This window comes from Dyadobacter fanqingshengii, from assembly GCF_023822005.2.
Taxonomy (GTDB): domain Bacteria; phylum Bacteroidota; class Bacteroidia; order Cytophagales; family Spirosomataceae; genus Dyadobacter; species Dyadobacter fanqingshengii.
The window spans coordinates 327,954-345,531 of record NZ_CP098806.1 but is presented as its reverse complement, the minus strand read 5'-3'; the positions used below and the strand labels follow the sequence as shown (position 1 = coordinate 345,531).

Here is a 17,578-nt window from a genome sequence, read left to right as displayed (position 1 = left end):
ACCACATCCAAACATTCACAATCATTTTATGCAACCTCTAATCACGGTTGCAGAGGGTTGTCAGGTTCAAAAGAAACTGTTGGGCCTCATGCGTAACCTGTCCCGGTTTCAGTCGCCATGACCAGTTATTTTCATTCGAGCCCGGAATGTTCATGATCGTCGTCTCATCCAGTTTAAGCACATCCTGCATGGGAAGAATGGCCACTTTGGCAACGGACGAGAAAGTAAGCCGCGCCATCACCTCACAGATGTTGTCCTCATCCACCTCATGGCCGACATATTTCTCAATCAAAGCCTTCATCTCCCCGTCCTTCGAGCTCCTGAACCAGCCCAATGTAGTATTGTTGTCATGCGTGCCGGTGTAGGCGTAGAAATTGGCATTGAAGTTATGCGGAATATGATCCGACTGGGCCATGTTTTCATCAAAAGCAAACTGCAAAACCTTCATTCCGGGCAATGCGAATTTGTCCCTTAATTTATAAACGCCCGGACTCATTTCGCCCAGATCCTCGGCCACAAAAGGAAGCCCGCCCAATGCCGTTTCTATTTTTGTAAAAAATTCAGCATCCGGGCCCAGCTTCCATTCGCCGTTTACTGCCGTTTTTTCACCACCGGCTACTTCCCAGTAGTCGGTAAATGCCCGGAAGTGGTCCAGCCGGACAACGTCGAAAAGCTCAATATTTTTTTCCAGCCGCTGTATCCACCATTTATAATCCTGTTTTTTAAGTACATCCCAGTCGAAAACTGGCATTCCCCAAAGTTGTCCATCATCCGAAAAAGCATCAGGAGGAACGCCGGCAATGCCGGTAATTTTGCCTTCTTCATCCACACAGAAGAACTCAGGATTGGCCCAAACATCCGCAGAATCGTAGCTCACGTAAAATGGAATGTCCCCTAACAGCTTAATTTCAAGGCCATTGCAGTAAGATTTTAAATCTTTCCATTGCTTGTCAAATATGTATTGCTGCCATTTGATAAATTGCAATTTTTCAGATTCAATCTCTTGCAATGCGTTTTCGTCCCGTTTTCTGAACTGCTCCGGCCAGGTATACCAGGGCTTACCATCGTGCTTTTGTTTGAGGGCAATGTATATGGCGAAGTCATCCAGCCAAGCCTGGTTTTTTTCACAAAACGCTTCAAATTCCGCATTGGAAGCGGAATCGTTCAGGGAAAGAAACTTTTCAAAAGCTTCCTTCAAAAGATCATTCTTCAATTTTTCTGCTTGCTCATAATCCGTTCTGCCGGTTTGCGGAAGCATATAGTCATTCAGCTTTTCCTTCTCCAGAAGCCCGTCCTTTGCCAGTACTTCAGGGCTGATCAGCAACGGATTTCCAGCACGGCTGGACAATGCGCTATACGGAGAATTGGACTGAGCAGCCTCTATTGGATTCAAGGGCAGTATTTGCCATAACTTCTGACTGCTTTTTGAGAGAAAATCGGCGAAAGCAAAAGCTTCCGGGCCCATATCCCCTATTCCAAAAGGCGACGCCAGCGATGTAATGTGCAATAAAACCCCTGCCTTACGCTCATTATCAGGCTTTTTTCCTTTTAAAACCGCAACAGGAAGACTTTTGAAAATTAATCCGGGCGTTAATTTGCCCTCATATTCAGCTTCCTCTCCCGTCAGCATTTCCGTCCAGGCGGTGTCCATATTATCGGGCAGCACAACGGATGTATCTTTCCAGTCCAGATCGAAAAACGCCTTTCCTTGTTCCTTACAAAGCATTGCACTGTGTAAAGGGACGGCTACGATGATATATTCTCTTTTGTATTTCCGGGCAAAAGCCAGGATATGTTCTTTGTAGGCTCCACGGACTTTCAAAGGCACATAATCACCTTCCGAAAACAGCACCGGATTCAATTTTCTCAGATTATAAAGCTGGTGTGTGAGCCATAGTTTGATCTGTCCGGAATTCCGCGATTCCCAGAGTTTTTCGGCCAGTCTTTCCGTATCATAATCCTCAAATTCGTGCAGCCAGTTTTCACGTTTTTCGTAGTCAAATGGCCTTCTGTTATCAGGGTCAACCAAGCTCAGGTCCCAGAGTTCGGTTCCCTGGTAAACATCGGGGACACCGGGGCATGTAAATTTCAACAAAACCTGTGCAAGCGAATTGACGATTCCCGCATCCGAAATGGTTTTTAAATATTCCTGGAAATTAGCAAAGAACGGCAAGTTGGGATCGAGCAGTTTAAGGGCGAATTCCTCCGTGCTTTTTTCGTAAACTTCATTCGGTTCTGCCCAGGTTGTATCCGTTTTAGCCTCACGCAGCGCTTTTTTTAAATAATCCCCTAGCCGCTCCGCGAAATCACTTGCGTCTTCACCGGGCATTGGATACGCTCCTATTAATGTTTGGTAAATCAGATACTCATCATTGTCAGTTGGTCCGTCCGGTTTTTTAATCGATGAATTCAATGTACGCCATTCGTTTACTCTGGCAATCCATTCCTCCGGCAGATCCGTTAGCACATTCAGGCGTGCCCGCACATCTTCGCCTCTTTTTGTATCGTGCGTAGAAGTTGTGTTTAATGAAAGCGGCCATTCTTTCTGGCGTAAACGCATTTTATGATGAAATTCTTTGACCGGCATACCAAACCGGTCCGGAAAATCACCCACATCATTGTGCCCAACGAAGCGATTATAAGTATACATTAATGTATCCTCGCCGCCTTTCGCCATCAACGGTCCCGTAAACTGCATCCAGCGCTGATAAAATTCCAATGCTTTGGCATTATAGGCTTCGTCACCGCCATTGGTTTTTTCAAGAATCGCCTGTTCCAGCAATTCAATAGCACTTTCAAGACCATTATGATGCGACATAATGTCTTCAAATACAGCTTTGACCTCCCTGGTTTCCGTTTCGGATAATGGCATTTGATTACCATAATATCTGTAAATCGGACAGTGGATCAGAAATTCGCCGATCACCTTCTTCACATTTTCTTTGCCAACGGCTTCAAGATTTTCGAGGTCGACAAGTTCCAGGTCGGTAAAAAGCTGGTAAAGATTATCGAGCTCCCCTCCCATGTGATTATTGAGAATTCCCGATTTCTTTTCCAACAATTGCTCACGGATTGGATCTTTGCTGTCCGTTATGTCCTGATAGAATGTCGAGAAAACATCTTCCGCAGCTGAATTGGTGAAGACATTGTTCACATCGGCTAGAAATTCGTAACCCGATGTGCCCTCAATCGGCCATTCAGCAGGCATTGACTCACTTTTTTCTAATATTTTTTCAACAATGAGATACGTTTCCGGTCCTGAAAGCTCGCGCAGCTTTTCCAAATAAGCCGCAGGGTCGTAAAGTCCGTCAATATGGTCTACCCGAAGTCCCTGAAAAATGCCCTCGTCCACAAGCACTTTGATCAATTGATGATATTTATCAAAAACTGCGTCATAATGCATATTAAGACAAATGAGGCCGTTCACTGTAAAAAATCTCCTGAAATTGATCTTGGAATCGGTATCCTGCCAGAAGCAAAGCAGATATTCCTGACCTTTCACAAGGTCCGCAATTTTGGATTTGTCGGCATTAACCGTAGCCACAACCTGATCGATCCAGCCCTTGATCTGCTCATTTTTCATCAGCGACGAAAGTTGCAGTAAGAACTCACTCCACCGCTGCGAAAAAATCTTCGGATCTTCGGCTTCGTGAATCTCATTAAGTTGCTGTACCAGTTGCCCGACCGTCTCCGGCGCATTTTCCCGGTCAGCGCCGAGCAGGTTCATGTAAGACCTGATATTTAATGGGAAAGTCGCTCCTTCATAATTGATCACCAATCGGTTGCCTGCGTACTCAACCTTTATCTGCTGATTATCAATCACTTCTTCCAACGGGGCGCCCAGGAAAGGAACCATCAGCTTTCCCTGGAAAAGCTTACTATTCCATGCAATGTCAAAAAACGACGCATATTCCGACTGCTGGCCTTTTTCCAGCACATCCATCAACCATTCATTCTCGGAATGGAATGCCATGTGGTTAGGCACAATGTCTTGTAACCAGCTTATTTCAAGCTCCTTCAATGTTTGGCTGAGCTTTCTAAGCTGTTCGGCTGTTCCAACCTCCGGGTTGATTACCTCAGGGCTGATGCCGTCGTAACCGTGCGTACTGCCTTTTGTGGCAGCTAAAATCGGCGAGGCATAAAGGGTGCTGACACCAAGCTTCTGTAAGTAAGAAACCCGTTTTTCGAGATCGGCGAAAGAAAAATCTTTATGGAATTGTATGCGATAGGTTGCAATTGGATTGTTCATAATGGCTGAATGTTATTCTTTCAAGCACATTAAATATTGTGCCACCTGAACATTATAAATAAAACTGAGCAGGCCAGCTTTTAAATACGGAAGGCAAACTACTTTTCCAGAAGTGCTCGCAGTGTCTTGATTTCCAAAGGCTTGGATAACAACTCGATCACGTAGGGGTTCGAGCGGACCTCTTCAATGTCCTCGGTGTCCACAGTAGAAGATATCATAAAAAGCTTGATACGCTTTCTCAGTGCATCGGGCAATGTAGCATAATGGCCGGTAAACTCAAACCCGTTTATACCGGGCATTTGAATGTCAAGCAGGATGACGGTTTCGGGAAACTCGTCTGATTGTTCGTATAAGAACTCCATAGCCAGTTGAGCAGAACCGAATGTTCTGACTGATTGGGCAAGTCCGCTCCTTAGAAGCAGTTTTTCTTGCGTAAACAAGTCAAAAATGCTGTCGTCAATCAGAATAAACTCCATTGATCCGGCTGAGAAAATGATTGATCAGAATAGTTTTTCTAAAAACCCACTAAATGTTAAATGCGTATGTGATATTAATCTTAATCATACAATTAGCATCGCAGTTCGGATTTTCCGGGACTGGATCTGATTCTAAAATTGTGTTGGGTTCAGGCTTTGTGAAGGCGTTGAAATTTACGCCATTAGAGCGTTTAAACCAAACCGCTAAATATAAATTATCGAGAATTTAGACACGTATTATGCTCACGGATAAGGCCCTAAAAATTTGCTGCAGGCATGGTTTTGATTGCTACAATAGCCATTCACCAATGGAAACCAAAAAATCGGATCAATGCATATTCAGGACGGCAGAAAGCGGGTCGTGATTTCCAACGTTACTCCCCAGATTGAAGGCGGCAGATTTTCCGCAAGACGAGCAATCGGTGAGCAGTTGACTTTGACTGCAGACATTATCGGGGATGGCCACGACGTAGTAGCGGCAAGCGTAATCTACAAACACGAATCAGACATGAATTGGGAAGAAATTCCCATGCAATATATTATCAACGACCAATGGCAGGCAACGTGGAAACCGGAAAAGACTGGCTTCTACGAATATCGCTTCACAGGCTGGATTGACCATTTTACGACCTGGAAGAAGGGGTTAGTAAAAAAATACGACGCTAACCAGGACATTTCTGTCGAGATTCTCATCGGCGCAGAGCTGCTACTGGAAGCTTCTCAGCTCACAAATAAAACGGAAAAACCTGCATTTACGAAATGGATTAAAGCGCTCAAATCAGCCGAAAATCCTGAATTGGCTGTCAATCTGGCTATTAGTGATGAAGTGGCCGATGCGATGGCTAAAATCCGCTATACAGATCGCATTACGGTTTATGAGCGCACTTATAAACTGGAAGTCGAGCGTAAAAAAGCCGGTTTTAGCAGCTGGTATGAGCTTTTTCCGAGATCAGCTTCTTCATTGCCCGACAGCCACGGGACATTCAAAGATGTTGCAAGCCTGTTGCCCCTTGTATCAAAAATGGGTTTTGATACCCTTTATTTCCCGCCGGTGCACCCCATCGGGGAGATGAAAAGGAAGGGTAAGAACAACTCTCTTACGCCATCGGAAACGGATCCGGGCTCACCCTGGGCGATTGGTAACCGGTTGGGAGGCCACAAGGCAGTTCATCCCGAACTCGGTACGATTGAGGATTTTGAAAATTTGGTCACCGAGGCTAAAAATATGGATATCGAGATTGCGATGGACATTGCTTATCAGTGTGCGCCAGATCACCCTTATGTGAAAGAACATCCACAATGGTTCAAATGGAGGCCGGACGGAACGGTCCAGTATGCTGAAAATCCACCCAAAAGATATGAGGACATCCTTCCTTTCGATTTCGAAACGCAGGATTGGCAAAATCTTTGGGAGGAATTAAAAAGTGTCATTGATTTCTGGATCGGTAAAGGTGTGCGCATTTTCAGGATCGATAACCCGCATACCAAAGCATTTGCTTTCTGGGAATGGATGATCGGTGAAGTGCGCAAGGTTAATCCCGAGGTTATATTTCTGGCAGAAGCCTTTACCAGACCCCGTGTCATGGAGCGTTTGGCCAAAATTGGCTTTAACCAGTCTTACACCTATTTCACCTGGCGGAACAGCAAATGGGAGATCGAGAAATATATGAACGAGCTCACCAAAACAGACCAGCAGTATTACTTCCGTCCTAATTTCTGGCCCAATACGCCCGATATCCTTCCGCATCATCTGGTAGAAGGGGGCGAGAATGCACACATTACCCGGTTTATCCTGGCGGCGACATTATCATCCAATTACGGCATGTATGGCCCCGTTTACGAGTATGGCGTTAATACGCCGCATCCGGGAAAAGAGGAATATACAGACAATGAGAAGTACGAGATCAAGCATTGGGACTGGAACCGTTACAGCCGCACCCGGGAGATCATTACACGAGTGAACCGCATCCGAAAGGAAAATCCCGCATTGCAATCTACCTGGAACATTGATTTTGCGGAGACCACTAATGAAAATGTAATCTGCTACATCAAGGAAGACGACGCATCCAAAAATGCATTGCTCATATCGGTGAACCTGGACGTATTCAATACGCAGGGCGCACACATTAAGGTGCCGATACACCGTTTCGGCATTCATCCCGACCAGACTTACCGGGTTAGCGATATGCTGAGTGGCGAAAAATATTACTGGCAGGGTGAATACAATTTCATCCAGCTTAACCCTTACGAAATGCCGGCGCATATATTAAAAATAGAAAAACTGAATGGATAACACGATGGAACATAAAAATGGAGTGATACACAAAGATCTGCATTGGTATAAGGATGCAATTATATATGAACTGCACATCAAGGCATTTAAGGATGGCAATTGCGACGGGATCGGTGATTTCAAGGGGCTTATGGAGCAGCTTGATTATTTGCAGGACCTGGGCGTGACGGCGATTTGGCTCCTGCCTTTTTATCCATCCCCCTTGCGTGATGATGGTTATGATATTTCCGATTATTACACTATCAACCCTTCCTATGGTGATTTGAATGAATTCAAAGCATTTTTGGAAGAAGCCCACAAGCGCGGTCTGAAAGTAATCACAGAATTGGTCATTAACCACACATCCGACCAGCATCCCTGGTTTCAACGTGCCAGAAGTGCGCCGAAAGGATCGGACGAACGAAATTTTTACGTTTGGACAGATGATCCGAAACAATTCAAAGATGCCCGCATTATTTTCCAGGATTATGAAAAATCAAACTGGACGTGGGACAGCGAAGCCGACCAATATTACTGGCACCGCTTCTTCCATCATCAGCCGGATTTGAATTACGACAGTCCGCTGGTGCAGGAGGAGATTTTAAAAATCCTCGATTTCTGGTGTGAAATGGGTGTTGACGGGTTCCGTCTGGATGCTGTTCCTTACTTATTTGAACGCGACGGAACAAACTGCGAAAACTTGCCGGAAACGCACGAGTATCTTAAAAAACTCAGAACATTTGTTGACGAGCGCTATCCGGGAACATTGCTGTTGGCGGAAGCAAATATGTGGCCGGAAGATTCGGCTGCGTATTTTGGTGATGGAGACGAATGTCAGATGAACTATCACTTCCCGATCATGCCGCGGATGTTTATGTCGCTGCAAATGGAAGACAGATATCCGATCACGGACATTTTTGACCAGACTCCTGAAATCCCGGAAAATTGCCAATGGGGAATTTTCCTGCGTAATCACGATGAGCTGACCCTGGAAATGGTGACAGACGAAGAGCGCGATTATATGTACAAAGTGTATGTAAAAGATCCCAAAGCGAGAATTAATCTCGGGATCCGGCACAGGCTTGCACCTTTGATGGAGAACAACAGAAAGAAAATTGAGCTTTTAAACTCACTGCTTTTCACTTTCCCAGGCACACCGATCATTTACTATGGCGATGAAATTGGTATGGGTGATAACTTCTATCTGGGCGACCGTGATGGCGTAAGGACTCCTATGCAATGGAATCCCGACAGGAATGCCGGATTTTCACAAGCCAATCCGCAGCGCATGTATCTGCCATTGATCCTGGATCCGCAGTATCATTATGAGTCGGTAAATGTGGAGTTGCAGGAGCACAATTCGTCATCGTTGCTATGGTGGATGAAAAAGGCCATTGCTGCCCGCAAAAAGTATGCGGCGTTCAGCCGTGGGGATATTAAGTTCCTGAATTCTGAAAACTCAAAAGTGCTTGCATTTACCAGGACCTTCAAGGAGGAGACAATGCTGGTTATTGCTAATCTATCACGTTTCCCACAACCTGTTGAGCTGGACCTAGATCAATATAAAGGTTACCAGCCGGTTGAAATTTACAGCAAAAACAAGTTTCCTGGTGTAAAAGACAACACACCGTATTTCTTCACACTGGAAGCTTATGCGTGCCAATGTTTTGTTTTGGAAAAAACACATCCGGAAATCGATCAGAACGAGGAGCTTCCGCTTTTGGAACTTTCTGACTGGAAAGATCTATTGAAACCTGCGGTTTTGGAACGCCTGGAAAACAAGTTCCTACCCGCTTATATGATGAAAATGCGTTGGTTTGGAGGAAAAGGGAAAGGTTTGGATAGTGTGAAAATTGTATCGCATGCCACCATTCCGCTGGGCAATAATCCGCCGGCCTTTTTACTGCTTTTGGAAGCTTCGTATCAAAATGATCTCCCAGAGATGTATCAGCTTCCGGTGGCTTTTGGAAAAGACCCCTTCGCTCATCAGGTGCGTGAAAACTGTCCGCAAGCAGTTATTGCCAAAATCAAGATTGACGGCGAGGACGAGGGTGTACTTTTCGATGCCATCTACGGGCTGGAATTGCAGCAAACATTGATTACCAATATGGGGACCAATGAAAAGTTACCTGCTAAAAACAGCGAAATTCTGTTCTCAGGAAATGAAGGTCTGGCCCAGCATGTGAAGGAGACGGATAAGATCAAGCCGCGTGTACTTTCGGGTGAGCAGAGCAACACTTCGGTAACTTATGATGGAAAGTATTTCTTCAAGCTTTACCGTAAAGTGGATCGGGCGATCAATCCTGATATGGAAATCACGCATTTCCTGACTCATGAGGCACAGTTTAAAAACATTCCTGCATTTGTAGGCGCTGTGGAGTGGAAACACAAAAATGACAGCATGGTGCTGGGTATGATGCAGGAAATGGTGGTCAACAGTACAGATGCCTGGGCTAATATGCTGGACCGCCTGGATATTTTCAACGAAAAAATCCTTTCGACCAGCGAAATCCAGCTGCCTACTGAACTGAAAGGGTCCATTGTTGATCCGGTAGGTTATGAAGACATTCCTGATGTATTGAAAGATCTTCTGGATGTCCCTGTTGCTGAACAAGTAGCTTTACTGGGCACCCGGACAGGAGAAATGCATTTGGCCCTGGCTTCCGGCACCAGCAATCCCGATTTCAAACCGGAGGAATTTTCATTGCATTACCAGCGCTCGGTTTACTCTTCGCTTCAATCACTTGTGCGTGTCGCTTTCCAAAGCCTGAACCGCAATATGAAGAAGATCGCACCCGAAACCAGGCAGGATGCAGAGGACGTGTTGCAGATGAAAGATGAAATTTTGACCGAGCTGAAAAAAGTGTACAGCCGCAAAATTGACACGGCTAAGATTCGTATACATGGTGACTATCATTTGGGACAGGTGCTATTCACAGGCAAGGACTTCGTAATCCTCGATTTTGAAGGAGAACCGGCACGCAGTTACAGTGAGAGAAGGCTGAAACGCTCCGCGCTGAGAGATGTAGCGGGCATGTTGCGCTCATTCCATTATGCTGCGTACGGAAGCTTGTATCTGGACAATCAGGTCCGGCCGGAAGATATTACCAAACTCTTGCCTTATGCGGAACAATGGTATCACTACATGAGCGGATTTTTCATGAAAGCATACCTGGAAGCAGTAAAGGATAGTCCGATCATTCCGCAGAAAAAAGAGGATTTGGAAGTGCTTATGCAAACATTCCTGTTGCAAAAAGCCATTTATGAATTGAATTATGAGGTCAACAACAGACCTTCGTGGGTGATGGTGCCATTGAGCGGTATAAAATCGATTATGAATAAAACCGAACCCCTGGTAACAGCTTAAAATTTTGATTATGACAGATCAGCGCAGCGATGCATTGCCTATGTTTTCCGGATTTGACATTGATTTGTTCAAGTCCGGAACACATTACCATATTTATAACAAACTCGGCTCGCATATCATAGAGCGTGACGGGGTTAAGGGAACAAATTTCGCCGTTTGGGCGCCAAATGCCCAGCATGTTTCGGTTGTTGGTAATTTCAACGGCTGGAATAGGGATTCACACCCATTAGAGCCCCGTACTGATCATTCCGGGATTTGGGAAGGCTTTTTGCCGAACATTGGCCGCGGTGAATATTACAAATATTTTATCCGTTCCAATGATGGTTATGAAGTCGAAAAAGGCGACCCATATGCATTTCATTGGGAAACGCCGCCGCATACGGCCAGCGTAGTATGGGACCTGGATTTCCAGTGGACTGACTCGCAATGGCTTGAAAACCGGAAAAGTGTGCCTCCGCTCAGTAAGCCTATTTCGATTTACGAAATGCACATTGGCTCATGGAGACGGGTGCACGAGGAGGAAGGTCGTTTCCTGACTTATCGCGAACTGGCAGCAACATTACCGGAATATTGCACCTATATGGGCTTTACGCACGTAGAGTTTATGCCCATTATGGAGCACCCGTTTTACGGATCCTGGGGTTATCAGCTTACGGGTTATTTTGCACCCAGCAGTCGCTTCGGAACACCGCAGGATTTCATGTTCCTGATTGATGCCCTGCACAATGCGGGAATTGGCGTTATACTGGACTGGGTTCCCTCCCATTTCCCAACAGATGAACACGGTTTGGGCTATTTCGATGGCACGCACCTGTACGAGCACGCCGACCCGAGAAAAGGCTTTCACCCGGATTGGAAGAGCTTCATTTTCAACTACGGACGGAATGAGGTAAAGGCATTTCTGATATCCAATGCCATTTACTGGCTGGATAAATTCCACATTGATGCATTACGGGTGGATGCCGTGGCTTCCATGCTTTATCTGGATTATTCACGCAATGAAGGTGAATGGATCCCCAACCAATACGGTGGCAGGGAAAATCTGGAAGCACTGGATTTTCTGAGAGAATTCAACAACGCGGTCCATACCAATTTCCCTGACGTGATGACCATTGCAGAAGAGTCCACAGCATGGCCTGGCGTAACAAGCCCCACGACAAGTGGCGGACTTGGCTTTGATATGAAATGGATGATGGGTTGGATGCATGATACGCTGTCTTATTTCCAGAAAGAGCCCATTTATCGCTCGCATCACCAGGGACAGCTGGCATTCAGCACGCATTATGCTTTCACAGAGAAATTTACCCTGCCGCTTTCACATGACGAGGTGGTTTACGGTAAAAATTCAATGGTCAACAAAATGCCCGGTGATCACTGGAAACAGTTTGCTAACCTGCGTCTTTTATACGGTTATATGTACGGTCATCCCGGCGCGAAGCTGCTTTTCATGGGGGCAGAGTTTGCACAGCGGCACGAGTGGCAGCATGATTTCAGTCTGGACTGGAACGAAAATCACGATCCATTGCACAATGGGATCCAGAAATTACTGAAAGACCTGAATGAATTGTATCAATCTCAACCCGCACTTTACGAAAAGAACTTTTCACAGGAAGGTTTTGAATGGATTGATAATCAGGATGGGGTAAATAGTGTAATGAGTTGGATCCGGAAAGGAAAGAATGAGGAGGATGATCTGATCTTCGTCGGGAATTTCACACCCGTCGTCAGAACTAATTACCGGATAGGAGTCGCGAAACCAGGATATTATCAGGAGATCTTTAATACGGATAACCTGAAATACGGCGGTTCCGATATGCTTCATTCTGACGAGCAAGAAAGTTATCCCATTCCCAAACACAGCAAAAACCATTCGATTCCGCTGGTTTTACCACCTTTGGCCATTGTGGTGTTGAAGTACGTGCGGGCATTTGATTGGCTGTAATTCAATTTTCATCAACAAACTTTAAAAATTATGTCATCTACTGGAAAATATGCGCTGATAACTGGCGCAACAAGCGGCATAGGCTATGAACTTGCCTTGCTGTTTGCAAAAGATCAGTACAATCTGGTGATCGTGTCGCGCGACGGACAACAACTGGAAGTAAAGGCTCAGGAGTTCAGACAGCATGGTGTAGAAGTGGTCACAATTGCCAAAGACTTTTTCAACAGGGAAGAAACATTATCTGTTTATGACGAGGTAAAAAGCAAGGGAATTACTATTGATGTGCTTGTCAACGATGCCGGGCAGGGAGTTTACGGTTTGTTTAAAGACAATGAACTGGATCGCGAACTGGACATTATTGAGCTGAACATCTCAGCCGTTGTGATCCTGACCAAGCTTTTCCTGAAAGATATGGTTGCTGCCAACTCTGGGAAAATATTGAACCTGGCCTCGATTGCCAGCAAAGTTCCTGGGCCGTGGCAGGCTGTATACCATGGCACAAAAGCATTTGTTCTCTCTTTCAGCGAAGCATTACGCGAAGAGCTGAAAGAAACAGAGATCACCATAACGGCACTGTTACCCGGCGTAACCGACACGGATTTCTTTAATAAGGCCGATATGAACACCAGCAAAGCGGTGCAGGATGAAGATGCAAAAGCCGATCCTGCAGGCGTTGCCAGGGACGGTTATGACGCGTTGATGGCTGGAAAAGACAAAGTAATTTCCGGCTTAAAAAATAGGGTTCAGATCGGGATGAGTAACATTACGCCGGATAGTATGGTTGCGCATCATATGAATGAAATGCAGAAACCGGTAGACGTCAAATAGCCTTATCGCTTTCCGTTAAGTAAGCCCTGTCACCCCCTTAGTGACAGGGCTTTTTGTGTTCAGCCTTTAAATAACTGTTACCGGCCTTTTAATGGTTGGATTCATGCATATTCTCTTTTTTCTCTTAATTATACTTCCAGAAAATAAAATGGCCCCGCGGGTTGTATTAACCTCTTCTTTCACGGGAAAAGTACCATTACAAATTTATTTTCGAATAAACCCTGGCTCAAACGTTCAACATCAAAGTCTGCGTAATGAATCTGGTACATCCGAATTCAATAGTTATTCCGGCAACCGGGATCCTCACCTCTCCATATCTGGCAAGCTGCCAGGCCATTTTTGAACTTACTACATCATCCTTTACAACATTGAAAACGTTATGATAAATGCGCTAATTATTGATGACGAAATAAAAGCCCGTCTTGTCCTTGCCCATTATCTGGAAACTGAGATCTCCGAACCGATCGATATCAAACATGCGGAATCGGTCAACGAGGCGCTCGAAATCATGAAGCATTATGAGCCCGGCATCGTGTTCCTGGATGTGGAAATGCCATACAGAAATGGTTTTGACTTTTTAATGGAGCGAAAAAATCCCGACTATGATATTGTTTTTACCACAGCTTACAACCAATATGCGATCCAGGCGATACGGTTCAGTGCACTGGATTATCTGCTGAAACCGGTGGATCCGGGAGAGCTGCAATTTGCTATCGACCGGCATTTGGAAAAAGTGAGGGAAAAGATCCAGCCTCCCAAACAAGAGCTTTTTGACAATCTGGTGCAGAACATCCAGAAAAAGGAAATCAAAGATTTCAGGCTGGCCGTTCCATCGAGCGAAGGCGTTTTCTTTTTTACCCTGGATGAAATTTTACGGCTGGAAGCAGACAAAAATTACACTTCCATACATTTGGTGGGTAAAAGGCCGTTTGTTTCCAGCAAAACATTGAAGCACTTTGATGAAATGCTGGGCGATTTCAATTTCATCCGCACACACAAATCACACCTGGTCAATTCCCGGTATATTAAGCAGGTTGCCCATAATAATCAATATGTGCTGCTGGCGGACGGCTCGCAAGTGGAAGTGTCACGGAGAAAAAAGGACGAAGTGCAACAGCAGCTCAATCTGCGACAAAAAACTACTTAACCAAATGATCGAACAGTTTACTTAAACTCAGGTCCGGATCCTGGCAAAGACCGGGATGCACTTTTGAAGACTGGACCACCGTACTACGCGTGGCAGTGAGCCAGCGAAAGCGGGAAGCAGGCGGCAAGACAGCAATGGTGCCGCCTTCTTTTTTGCCCTCACAAATCAGTTTCAACGCATTAAGATAAGCGCTGATCTCATCCAGATCAATGCTCTCCGAAAACGCGCGCAGCCTGGGCGCATTCAGCTCGAAAACACATTCCAGAAAACGCTTTGAAGGGCAAAACAAAATAACACCGACATTCACAAACTCCTCGCGCTCGACCCTGGGTACGACGCGGATGACGGCGTACTCAAATAAGTGCTGCTCTTGCATCATTCGCTCCTTTAACAAATACATCCGACACGGAGAGCCGCGACGCTAAAAATTTCACATAAGCCTCCCGATGCGCTTCGGCGGACTCGAATGGCGCATCACGCAAAAGCCAGTCATCCGGAATCAATGATACGATTGCCTCGATTTGCTCTACACCCAAAATGGTTTTAAACTCCTGGTCAATCGCTTCAATTTCAGAGGCATAGCGAAGCAGTACATGGTCTTTTACCTGCGCAAACGGTCGTTTGGCCTGCTCTTCCCAATTGTCCCAGGAATGATGAAAATACAATGCTGCGCCGTGATCGATCAGCCATAACTCCTTGTGCCACATGAGCATATTGGTGTTCCGGGCCGTGCGGTCCACATTTGTTATGAGACTGTCGAGCCACACGATGGCAGACGCAAGCCTGGCATCCACAGCAGTCACTACGGGGTCAAAAGTGATGGCACCGGACAGATAATGAATGGCTAAATTAAGGCCTGTGCTGGCCCTGAGCAGATCCTGGATTTCCTCGTCCGGCTCTGTTCTTCCAAAGGCTTCATTCAGATTGGCAAAAACAATCTCAGGCACTTTCAAACCCAGCAACCGCGCAATTTCTCCACCTATCAGCTCCGCAATCAACGCTTTTGTCCCCTGACCTGCCCCCCTGAATTTCAGGACATACAGAAATTCGTCGTCCGCCTCGGCAATAGCCGGGAGCGATCCGCCTTCCCGCAAAGGGGTAACATATCGGGTAACGTTTACAGTTCTGAGTTGCGGCTGCTGACCATTCATGGCTTACGCGGATGATTCAAAGCCGTCAATATAGGGATTTTTCAGAAAACAAGTTCCATGCCCGGCTTCACCTGCGCGCCGGTGTAAGCGACCCTGTGAACCTGGTTTCCGGCTATGTCTTTGAGGATGATCGTGCCGCCCGTATTGGCCAGGATGATTTTATTTGTTTTTAAATCAATGCTCATACTTGAAACAGGTGGAATGGATCCCGTCAGGATCTGCGCACGATTGTTCTTGTCGACCAAGGCCCACCCTTCAATGGAAACAGGCACATTACTCTGGTTTTCCAGCGTCACTTTCTCCTTATTATGATCATTACCGGCAGGATTGACAAACGCAGAACGGATTTTCACCGCAGAAACAACGGGCTCACTGCCTCCTAACCGAATAACAAGCGCCTTTTTTACCGCTTCGAATGCATCAACCCTTCCAAAACCAAACCACGGGCTCCACGTCCCGTCGGTGTGTCCGGCGTTTTGAAAACCGGAAGGAAAAACCGGAGAAATGTCCCAGGAAGTGTCATTATCAAAGTTCGCAGGCGGCGTTCTCGGATAGGGTGTTTCGTTCAGATCTTTGGAAGCCGTGCTTTGCAGCACCGAGATTACTTCAAGCGCGCTCAGATCCGGGTTGGCCGAAATGATCAGGCCAGCAATGCCCGCCGTGAGCGGCGTGGCGCTGGATGTGCCTCCAAAATCCTCCGTAACAGCCGTTATGCTGTCGCCCGTGGTGGTTACCACGCCTTTTCCTTCAACGGCCAGCCGGTAATAGGTGTGCACATTGTTGGTAGGCGCTATAAGTGAAATGCCTGGCCCGTAATTAGAATAATGGCTTCGCTGCGCAGTGCTCGCTAATGCCGCAATGTGCATCACACCCGGAATATCGACCAGATTATGTGAAAACACCTTACTTTTCTGAACTCCAACCCAAACCAGTGAATTCTCCTGGACGCGTACGCCGTGATCAAAAGGAATGTCTTGTGTTCCTGAATGTTCAATAGGACAATTTTCATTGCCAGAAGCCCAAAGGAAAACAATGCCCTTCCCGCGCCTGCCGCCTGTTAAAGCGAGCGATTTAATCCGGTTCACGACCTGCTGGCTGAAATTCATTTCAGGAGAACTTCCCCATGAATTGGAAAAAACATCCACCTTATCTGAAATGTATTGCAGGGTGAGCATCATTTTGTTATCATCGATAAACAGGCCGCCGCCATCGGATGACTCCCATTTGATCGGCAAAAGCTTGCAGCCCGGCGCGGCACCCACTGTTAATGTGCCGTCCACCTCGCCTGCTATCACACCCGCACAGGAAGTTCCGTGATTGTTTCCAGGTGCATACATCCCGTTCGGATCGGCACCTATGTCTGTTTTTTTGACCAAAATATCATTGACAAAATAACCCCAGCCTGCGAATTTTCCCGATGAATTGAAATCATCATGGTCCAGCTTGCAACCATCATCCGCAAGCCCGATTACCACATCCGCACTGCCGAAATGATCCAGCAACTGCCAGGCTTCCTCACAACGACTTGAACAACGCGGATCAAAATCGGTAGCAGGCGGCGTATGTGTATGTAAATGCCATTGCAGGTCGTAAGATGTGTCGGCGGGCAATGTCAGATATTTATTAACCCGCTGAATCAGGTCATGTTCTGCGATTTGCACAGCGGGTTCTTCTTCATTGATCTTCACGATCATTTTCACCGGGTTCATGCCCGACTGATTGGTCAGCTGAAACAGGAAATCGACATCGCTGTACTGATTTTTGATTACCAGGGCATATTTTGCAATAAATGCAGACAAATGTTCCGGCGTTGGCTTGTCTTTGAAGGTGACCATAATACGGTCTGTGATCAGAAACTCCTGATTGGTGTCCTGCAACTGGTAAGCGTGGTGCGTCGGTGCGAGTTCGCGGCTTTCTACCATCACTTCATCCAGCCTGTCGGGAGACACCGTGGCTCGGAACGCGGAGGGAGAAACTTTTTCGATCTTGTCAATTCCCAGATTGGCAATGTTATCAGCAGAAGTGCGGGCTACAAACTGATCGTCTTTTTTGTACAAGGCAACTTTCTTCCCGTTGCGATAAGTGTACAGGGCATTATCATCAGGCATGGCTGTGTTTGTTTAAGAAGTGAAGTGTTTTATTACAA

Annotated in this window: 10 protein-coding genes; 5 read left to right on the top strand and 5 right to left on the bottom strand. The window is 46.2% G+C overall.

What is annotated here, in order from left to right; genetic code table 11:
- Positions 1 to 37 precede the first annotated feature (37 nt).
- Together treY and NFI81_RS01325 are read right to left on the bottom strand one after the other, a co-directional pair.
- Positions 38 to 4,249 (bottom strand): malto-oligosyltrehalose synthase, encoded by a 4,212-nt coding sequence (gene treY, locus NFI81_RS01330; protein WP_234614674.1) that lies wholly within the window; start codon positions 4,247 to 4,249, stop codon positions 38 to 40.
- Between the two features lie 98 nt (positions 4,250 to 4,347).
- Complete coding sequence (locus tag NFI81_RS01325) at positions 4,348 to 4,725, bottom strand: response regulator (protein WP_234614675.1); 378 nt, start codon at positions 4,723 to 4,725, stop codon at positions 4,348 to 4,350.
- A gap of 331 nt (positions 4,726 to 5,056) precedes the next feature.
- Here NFI81_RS01325 and NFI81_RS01320 point away from each other — a divergent pair, with 331 nt between their 5' ends.
- The 5 genes from NFI81_RS01320 (at position 5,057) to NFI81_RS01300 (ending at position 14,281) form a co-directional block, all read left to right on the top strand.
- Positions 5,057 to 7,018, top strand: a complete 1,962-nt coding sequence (locus tag NFI81_RS01320) for an alpha-1,4-glucan--maltose-1-phosphate maltosyltransferase (RefSeq protein WP_234614676.1) — start codon at positions 5,057 to 5,059, stop codon at positions 7,016 to 7,018.
- Between the two features lie 4 nt (positions 7,019 to 7,022).
- A complete protein-coding gene (gene treS, locus NFI81_RS01315) occupies positions 7,023 to 10,364 on the top strand; it encodes a maltose alpha-D-glucosyltransferase (RefSeq protein WP_234614912.1) in 3,342 nt (1,113 codons plus the stop codon).
- 10 nt (positions 10,365 to 10,374) lie between these two features.
- Positions 10,375 to 12,306 carry a 1,4-alpha-glucan branching protein GlgB gene (gene glgB, locus NFI81_RS01310; RefSeq protein WP_234614677.1) on the top strand — a complete coding sequence of 644 codons (1,932 nt, stop codon included), beginning with the start codon at positions 10,375 to 10,377 and terminating at the stop codon, positions 12,304 to 12,306.
- A gap of 30 nt (positions 12,307 to 12,336) precedes the next feature.
- On the top strand, positions 12,337 to 13,134 hold the full coding sequence (locus tag NFI81_RS01305) for an SDR family NAD(P)-dependent oxidoreductase (protein ID WP_234614678.1): 798 nt from the start codon (positions 12,337 to 12,339) through the stop codon (positions 13,132 to 13,134).
- A gap of 379 nt (positions 13,135 to 13,513) precedes the next feature.
- Positions 13,514 to 14,281, top strand: a complete 768-nt coding sequence (locus tag NFI81_RS01300) for a LytR/AlgR family response regulator transcription factor (RefSeq protein ID WP_234614679.1) — start codon at positions 13,514 to 13,516, stop codon at positions 14,279 to 14,281.
- Here NFI81_RS01300 and NFI81_RS01295 read toward each other — a convergent pair.
- Genes NFI81_RS01295 through NFI81_RS01285 form a run of 3 tightly spaced genes read right to left on the bottom strand, consistent with a single transcriptional unit; the run spans position 14,274 to position 17,540 of the window.
- A complete protein-coding gene (locus NFI81_RS01295) occupies positions 14,274 to 14,657 on the bottom strand; it encodes a DUF3037 domain-containing protein (RefSeq protein ID WP_234614913.1) in 384 nt (127 codons plus the stop codon). The two genes, NFI81_RS01300 and NFI81_RS01295, sit on opposite strands and share 8 nt — an antisense overlap.
- The gene (locus NFI81_RS01290; protein ID WP_234614680.1) at positions 14,635 to 15,432 is read right to left on the bottom strand and encodes a HipA family kinase; all 798 of its coding nucleotides are present in this window, start codon (positions 15,430 to 15,432) and stop codon (positions 14,635 to 14,637) included. The genes NFI81_RS01295 and NFI81_RS01290 overlap by 23 nt, the downstream gene beginning before the upstream one ends.
- A 41-nt stretch (positions 15,433 to 15,473) precedes the next feature.
- On the bottom strand, positions 15,474 to 17,540 hold the full coding sequence (locus tag NFI81_RS01285; protein WP_234614681.1) for a S8 family serine peptidase: 2,067 nt from the start codon (positions 17,538 to 17,540) through the stop codon (positions 15,474 to 15,476).
- Positions 17,541 to 17,578 lie beyond the last annotated feature (38 nt).

Excerpts from the sequence above, each read along its gene's own strand:
- treY (WP_234614674.1), bottom strand. The coding sequence starts at position 4,249 with ATGAACAATCCAATTGCAACCTATCGCATACAATTCCATAAAGATTTT.
- NFI81_RS01325 (WP_234614675.1), bottom strand. The coding sequence starts at position 4,725 with ATGGAGTTTATTCTGATTGACGACAGCATTTTTGACTTGTTTACGCAA.
- glgB (WP_234614677.1), top strand. The coding sequence starts at position 10,375 with ATGACAGATCAGCGCAGCGATGCATTGCCTATGTTTTCCGGATTTGAC.
- NFI81_RS01285 (WP_234614681.1), bottom strand. The coding sequence starts at position 17,540 with ATGCCTGATGATAATGCCCTGTACACTTATCGCAACGGGAAGAAAGTT.
- NFI81_RS01300 (WP_234614679.1), top strand. The coding sequence starts at position 13,514 with ATGATAAATGCGCTAATTATTGATGACGAAATAAAAGCCCGTCTTGTC.
- NFI81_RS01290 (WP_234614680.1), bottom strand. The coding sequence starts at position 15,432 with ATGAATGGTCAGCAGCCGCAACTCAGAACTGTAAACGTTACCCGATAT.
- NFI81_RS01320 (WP_234614676.1), top strand. The coding sequence starts at position 5,057 with ATGCATATTCAGGACGGCAGAAAGCGGGTCGTGATTTCCAACGTTACT.
- treS (WP_234614912.1), top strand. The coding sequence starts at position 7,023 with ATGGAACATAAAAATGGAGTGATACACAAAGATCTGCATTGGTATAAG.
- NFI81_RS01305 (WP_234614678.1), top strand. The coding sequence starts at position 12,337 with ATGTCATCTACTGGAAAATATGCGCTGATAACTGGCGCAACAAGCGGC.
- NFI81_RS01295 (WP_234614913.1), bottom strand. The coding sequence starts at position 14,657 with ATGCAAGAGCAGCACTTATTTGAGTACGCCGTCATCCGCGTCGTACCC.